7 protein-coding genes are annotated in these 6762 nt (G+C 41.4%); 1 reads left to right on the top strand and 6 read right to left on the bottom strand.

All coding sequences use genetic code 11. The annotated features are described in order from the left end of the window. Positions 1 to 112: 112 nt before the first annotated feature. Positions 113 to 460 carry a four helix bundle protein gene (locus tag ENH88_RS08115; RefSeq protein ID WP_304181502.1) on the bottom strand — a complete coding sequence of 116 codons (348 nt, stop codon included), beginning with the start codon at positions 458 to 460 and terminating at the stop codon, positions 113 to 115. A 263-nt stretch (positions 461 to 723) separates the two neighbouring features. Here ENH88_RS08115 and suhB point away from each other — a divergent pair, with 263 nt between their 5' ends. Then, positions 724 to 1527, top strand: coding sequence for an inositol-1-monophosphatase (suhB, locus tag ENH88_RS08110; protein WP_304181500.1), 804 nt, complete (start codon positions 724 to 726; stop codon positions 1525 to 1527). A 63-nt stretch (positions 1528 to 1590) separates the two neighbouring features. On the opposite strand, the gene ENH88_RS08105 is transcribed toward suhB, so the two are convergent. From ENH88_RS08105 to secD, 5 genes are all read right to left on the bottom strand, one after another. Beyond that, the gene (locus ENH88_RS08105; protein ID WP_349768651.1) at positions 1591 to 2418 is read right to left on the bottom strand and encodes a substrate-binding periplasmic protein; all 828 of its coding nucleotides are present in this window, start codon (positions 2416 to 2418) and stop codon (positions 1591 to 1593) included. A 103-nt stretch (positions 2419 to 2521) separates the two neighbouring features. Then, complete coding sequence (locus ENH88_RS08100) at positions 2522 to 4309, bottom strand: GGDEF domain-containing protein (protein WP_304181498.1); 1788 nt, start codon at positions 4307 to 4309, stop codon at positions 2522 to 2524. Between the two features lie 92 nt (positions 4310 to 4401). Continuing rightward, entirely contained in the window at positions 4402 to 4932 is a 531-nt protein-coding gene (locus tag ENH88_RS08095; protein WP_304181497.1) for a hypothetical protein, read from the bottom strand. 195 nt (positions 4933 to 5127) lie between these two features. Then, positions 5128 to 6075 carry a protein translocase subunit SecF gene (gene secF, locus ENH88_RS08090; protein WP_304181494.1) on the bottom strand — a complete coding sequence of 316 codons (948 nt, stop codon included), beginning with the start codon at positions 6073 to 6075 and terminating at the stop codon, positions 5128 to 5130. Positions 6076 to 6084: 9 nt separating this feature from the next. Further along, positions 6085 to 6762: protein translocase subunit SecD (secD, locus tag ENH88_RS08085; protein ID WP_304181492.1), on the bottom strand; the 678-nt coding region annotated here is incomplete at its 5' end.

The raw sequence follows: 6762 nt of genomic DNA, 5'->3' as shown, positions 1-6762 counted from the left end.
TCAGCTATCAGCTATCAGCTATCAGCTATCAGCTATCAGCTATCAGCTATCAGCTATCAGCTATCAGCTATCAGCTATCAGCTATCAGCTATCAGCTATCAGCTATCAGCTATCAGCTATCAATTTTGATTTTTGCCTTTAGGGCTGTCAACATTTTTGATAGCTCAACAGTTTCATTTATCCATTGCAAACCAATATCTTTGTTTATGTAGTTTATATCTATTCCTATATAGATCTGTGTTCTCGTTTCTGCTAACGAAGATCTGGATATATCTAAAAACCGTAACTTCTCTTTATCACTTTCACGAGTCATGCCTTCAGCTATATTACTAGGTACTGATAAACCAGATCGCGTTAACTGATTTCTAAAGCCAAAATCATTTAGGTCGATTGTAAGTTTATAAATATCTGCACTTAATCTTGCTGAGCGCTTCCATACATCAAGGTTCTCAAAATTCATTGTATTGTCCATTTCACAAGCATGGTAAATATATAGGAACAATAACTTTAAAATGCAAATGTGTGTGTGATCCGACGGCTGACGGCTGACGGCTGACGGCTGACGGCTGACGGAAAAACATACTCATAAACCTCTTCGCGAACAATGATGTACAAAAAACACTCCAAACAATTTGGGGTTTATTGTTTACTTTGTGGCAAAAATCGCTAGAATACGCCGGCTGAAATATATAAAACGTTCTTTTACAACCCAAAGGTAACACCATGCATCCAATGTTAAACATTGCGGTTCGCGCTGCGCGTAACGCAGGCAAAATTTTACTTCGCGCTGGCGAAGATTTATCAAAAGTTGAAGTGCAACAAAAAGGCACTAACGATTTAGTAACCAATATTGATAAAGAAGCCGAAGCCGTAATTCGCGACACAATTTTACAGTCTTACCCTACTCACTCTATTGTTGGTGAAGAACTAGGTGAGCACGTAGGCAAGGATGCAGATTACCAATGGATTGTTGATCCTATTGATGGCACTACAAATTTCATCAAAGGCATTCCTCATTACGCGGTTTCTATCGCACTTAAAGTTAAAGGTCGTTTAGACCAAGCAGTTATCTACGATCCAATTCGTGGTGAGCTGTTTACTGCTTCTCGTGGTCAAGGCGCACAACTAAATAGCAAACGTCTTCGCGTAAGTAAAACTACCGTTCTTTCTGGTACTGTACTTGCTACAGGTTTCCCATTCAAAAACAAACACCATATGGATGCGTACACTGAAGCATTCAAAGCATTGTTTGTTCATACGGCTGATATTCGCCGTGCCGGTTGTTCTGCGCTAGATATGGCATACGTGGCAGCTGGCCGTGTTGATGGTTTCTTTGAAATTGGTTTAAAACCATGGACTTCTGCTGCAGGCGAGTTAATGGTTAAAGAAGCTGGCGGCATGGTTGTTGATTTTGCTGGCGGTAATAACTATAACTACAGCGGCAACGTCATCTGTGGTTCACCTAAATTAACACAAGCAATGATCCGTGAAATTCGCCCAGTTTTATCTGAAGCGTTACTGCGTTAATCATTAGCACTGGTAAGTGACCAGAATTCAAGTTAAATGTAAAAAGGAGCGTAGGCTCCTTTTTTAATGTTCAAAATATGGGTTTTCTAATTTGATCTCTATGCTATTAGCAGTATCAAATGGCAAGGCCTTTAAATCCTCAGCAAAATACTGCGCAAATAGCCGATCAAAACTACCGTTTTTCTGCATTATTGCCAAGCCCTCAGCAAGATGCTTAGCAAGTTCTGGTTTACGCTTTGACACAAAGTAATAAAATGCGCTTGGGTAGCTAATATAGAGATTGGGCACAATCACTAACCCTTCGTTCGTTTTTTCTTTTAGCTCTGAGGCTACTTCTATGAAAGAGCGCGGGAAGTAATCAACCCGCCCCGTCAACACGATATTAAACATAGCTTGATAATTAGCAAACGGGCGTACTGGTAAACCATTATGTGCCAATATTTTTGTGTCTGGCCAGTCATGGCCCTGAATTGCAGTGAACCCTTTAAGTTGCTCTTGAGTGTTAATCGTTGCAAAGCGATTAACCGACTCCCGCTTGGTAACAAGTGCCCGCTTACCTATATAGCCTTTAAATAACGGTACTTTAATAGCGATAGCGAGCGTTTCGCGCTCAGGACTGGTCATACTCCAGTATAAATCAACACCATTGTCCTCTAACGCAATAAGCGTACGTTGCTGATGCGGATGCACAATCACAGTTTCTAACTGGGCGGAGTAATTAGCAGCAGCCAGTGCTCGCTGTAGTAACTCTTTTAAGTATTCGTCTCGCTGATACAAAGCCCTTGGCTCTTGGCCGATAGTCAGTGTTTCTGTTGCGGTAACTTTATCACTGTATAATGCGTAGCTAATAAATGCTAAAAGTGAAATAAATGAGGAAAAATAGCGAGTCATAGTTATTATTTCTAGTTTTAGGCGTGTTGGCCTGCAAGGTTTAGATAAAGCTACATGCTGGTGAGTAAATACTCAAGTAAAACAGCTCGCCCTTAAATTTATTTCATATGACTTGTTTTTCCGGGCTTAACCGCACAACTGCAAGTGCGGGGCCACGTCGTTTACATAAAAATAGATAACTGTGACGATAGCGCTTCGCTTCTTTTTTAGCATCGGTTGCCAATGCTGCAATTTGATGGCTATTGGTACATTGCTCTAAATCCGGCTCAACAACGCCAATTGATAACGTAAGCAGCGGTACAAATTGCTTTTCACCTTCACGGTTAGTAGCCCAATAACCGCCACTGGCAATATGCTCTGGCGTAAAAAAGGCCCGTGACTTTAACTCAAAGTCACTAATTATCTGATTACAAACTGCCTCGGCATCATCATCGTCAAATACCACCATAAAATCATCGCCGCCAATATGGCCAACAAAGCTTGGTATGTTACTGCATGCCTGAGTAGTCACATCCGCAAGCAACTTAATAACGCTGTCTCCACTGGCGTAACCATATAAGTCATTGAACTGTTTAAAGTGATTTAAATCGATATAAGCGAGTGCGAAGCCATGTTTTACTCTTAGTCTGTGTTCTATCGCTTCATTTATTGCCACATTACCGGGTAGCATTGTGAGTGGATTAGCATGCTGAGCATGGCGTATTTTCTCTTCGGTAATGTGTTTTAAAATATCGCGAAGTGGCGCAAGGCCCAAGTATCGTCCAGCACGCGTGATGATAATATGGCGACGAATATCAAAGTCATTTTCTGTTATTTGCTGGCTCACTGTATCAAGCAGCTGGTTCTCATCAACCACCAAAGGTTGCTTATGCATTAATGCCGTAACGGGTTGTTTATCATATAAAGCGTGACCATAAGGCGCTGCAAATACTTCTGTCAGCTGGTCTTTGTGCAATAAGCCAATCGGTTGCGAATCTTGGTTGACGACAGCAATACTGATGATTGCTTTATCTTTTTCAAAAATATTATGGGCATCTTTACAGCGGGTATGACTATCGATGGATAGTTGTTCAACAGCCAGCCAACCGATTGCCATTGACTGCTCAAACTGATCAGCTAATGGGGTAAAATTTAACTGCTGCAATTGAGCTGAGTTAAATTCTGCACTTGGTCGTAAGCTTGGCCGTTCCAGCAAAAACCCTTGCGCATGTACTATACCAAGCCCCTCCAATAGAGTTAACTCTTCAGCTCGCTCTATTCCCTCTGCGATCACCGCCGTTTTAGTCACTTTAGCGAGTTCAATAATGGATTTTAAAAACTCTTTTTTAACCACACTTTCGTCGCAATGATCAATAAAGTAGCGATCAATTTTTACATAATCAGGACGTAATTCTGACCACTGCTTTAATCCTGAATAACCAGCACCTAAGTCATCAATGGCGATTGAAAAACCAAGCTTGCGATAGTGGGCAATGGTTTTCAGTAATAAAAACCCATCATCAACTTTTTCTTGCTCGGTCACTTCAATAACCACTCTATTGGCGGCTAAACCAAATTGTTCAACAAGGTGTAATGTTTCACCTTTAGGGTGGCATGGATCAAGTAAAGTTTTTGGGCTGACATTTAAAAACAATTTGCCTTGCAGCTTTAGTTTGACAAAGTTTTCGATCGCTTTTGAGCGGCATAACAGCTCAAGTTCTGAGATTTTATCGTAGTCTACCGCCGCACTGAATAGTGCATTGGGCATTTCTAGAGCGCAATTTTTAGGGCCGCGACTTAATGCTTCGTAACCTAATATTTGCTGCTCAGCAATATCAAAGATGGGTTGAAATAATGTGGTAATTTCACTGTTTTTTAAGATATTTTCTAATATACCTAGCTGAGCACTCACTATTATTAACCCATAACTTCATTAAGAGACGATTAAAGTAGCAAGAGCGTATGACAATTTTATGGCAACACTGCGCCGCTGTTAATAATTAGCTAGTTATTAAATGCTCGCACAACTTGTTCAAAATGCGCTATTACTTCAATAATATCAAGCTCCGCATTTTGATAAGCATGTTGCTCGACTAACCCTAAGCGTGCACTCGCTTGCACTGTCGCTGAGTGAACTAATAAGTCTTTGCCGTGATAACACACAGGATCGTCAAATTCGGGGAGCTTACCATCGCCATGATAATCGCTGTTAATTTCAGCCAATGGCAATGCAGAGATCACAGTAGCCACTTCGCTCAGCGCATCTAAATACGCAGTACATTGTGGATATTTAACGATAAGCTCTTTAAGTAACGCCTGCGATAAGTTTACTAACTCTGCCGATTCGGCCTCTAAGCTGGCCGCGTCTTTTTTCGCACGAATATTATTAAGCAAGTTATTGGCTTGCTGTGGGTATTGTTCAAATGCGCTTAATTGCACAGGTTTAGCGGCATGCTCAGCCTGCTGAGCTGTTAAGTTGTTATCGCATCCGCTAACAATAATTAGACTACTAGCGACTAAAAGTGGCTTTAACATTTGTTGGTTACATCAATACTGAATCAATAACAATTATTATAGGAAATATTGCGTTTCATAAATAGCAATAATTAATAACATGCCTTTCAAGCTGCGCGGCATAAAGCTCGCTTATTTCAGTAATGCCTAGCAACAAAAAACCGCTCAATGAGCGGTTTTTTAATACAAATTTAGTTGCCCTAATTAGAGCAAGACCTATGGCATAGCATCTAAGTCCGCACCTTCTTTTTCGATCACTTCTGGTATTAAATCTTCTTTACTTACACCCATCGCAATTGCAACGGCACTAGCAACATAAATTGAAGAATAAGTACCAATAAACACACCAAATAACAATGCTGTAGCAAAACCATGAATAGTTTGGCCACCCCAAACAAACAAGGCAATCAAGACTAAAATAGTGGTGATTGAAGTTACTAAGGTACGGTTAAGTGTTTGCGTTAATGAAATATCGATGATCTCAATGGTGTCGTCGATCCGCACTTTACGGAAGTTTTCGCGAATACGGTCAGATACAACTATCGTATCGTTCAGCGAGTAACCTATTACTGCTAGGATTGCTGCCAGGATTGTTAGATCGAACTCTAAACCTAACACTGAGAACAAACCAAGCGTAATAATTACATCGTGCAATAGTGCTGATACAGCGCCCACCGCAAAACGCCATTCAAAGCGAAATGCAACGTAGATCAAGATACAAATCAGCGCAGTTAACATGGCAAGGCCACCCTGCTCTTTTAAGTCTTCACCAACACTTGGGCCAACAAACTCGATACGACGCATAACTACGCTATCGTCTGCTATTTTAAGTGCCTCAATAACTTGATTACCAATGACTTCCGCTTTCACATCATCACCGCGAGGTGCTAACCGTACTAGAATCTCTTGGCTTGAACCAAATAATTGCACCGATGCATCTGCAAAGCCGTTTTCAGCGAGTACTGAACGCACTTTCTTTAAGTCTGCCGGTTGGGCAAAACCAACTTCTACTGCGGTACCGCCAGTAAAATCTAAGCCAAAGTTTAAGCCTTTAACGAAGAACGATGCGAACGAGGCCAAAATAAGTAGCGTTGAGATGCCCATAGCAACTTTGCGCAGCGACATAAACCCTAAAGTTCTGCCGCCTAATTTTAAAATTTGCATATCTGCTCCTTAAATTGACAGCTTATCAATGCGCTTACCACCAATACATAAGTTGATCACCGCACGGGTACCAACAATGGCTGTAAACATTGAGGTGATAATACCTATCGCAAGTGTCACTGCGAAACCAGCAATTGGACCTGTACCCACTGCGAATAGGATAACCGCAGCAATTAAGGTGGTAATATTGGCATCAAAAATCGTACTAAAAGCACTGTCGTAACCATGATGAACAGCCTGTTGTGGGCTACGACCGTCAACAAGTTCTTCACGAATACGTTCAAATATTAGTACGTTGGCATCAACGGCCATACCTACGGTTAATACAATACCGGCAATACCTGGCAGTGTTAATGCAGCACCTGGAATAAGTGACATCACACCAACAATTAAGACTAGGTTAGCTGCAAGGGCAATGTTTGCCACTAAGCCAAAGCCTTTGTAATAAACCAACATAAAAATCAGTACGAATAAGAAACCTGATGCAACGGCGGTCATACCCGCTTCAATATTTTCTTGTCCTAAGCTTGGCCCGACCGTGCGTTCTTCAACAATTTGAATTGGCGCAACCAGCGCACCTGCACGCAGTAATAAACTTAGATTATGTGCTTCAGCAGGGTTATCAATGCCAGTGATACGGAACGAGCGATCAAGACGTGCTTGAATCGTTGCTACGTTGATTACTTC

This window comes from Pseudoalteromonas prydzensis (assembly GCF_011050055.1).
Classification (GTDB): domain Bacteria; phylum Pseudomonadota; class Gammaproteobacteria; order Enterobacterales; family Alteromonadaceae; genus Pseudoalteromonas; species Pseudoalteromonas prydzensis_A.
The sequence above is the reverse complement of the archived record's forward strand: the minus strand, read 5'-3'. Positions and strand labels throughout refer to the sequence as shown.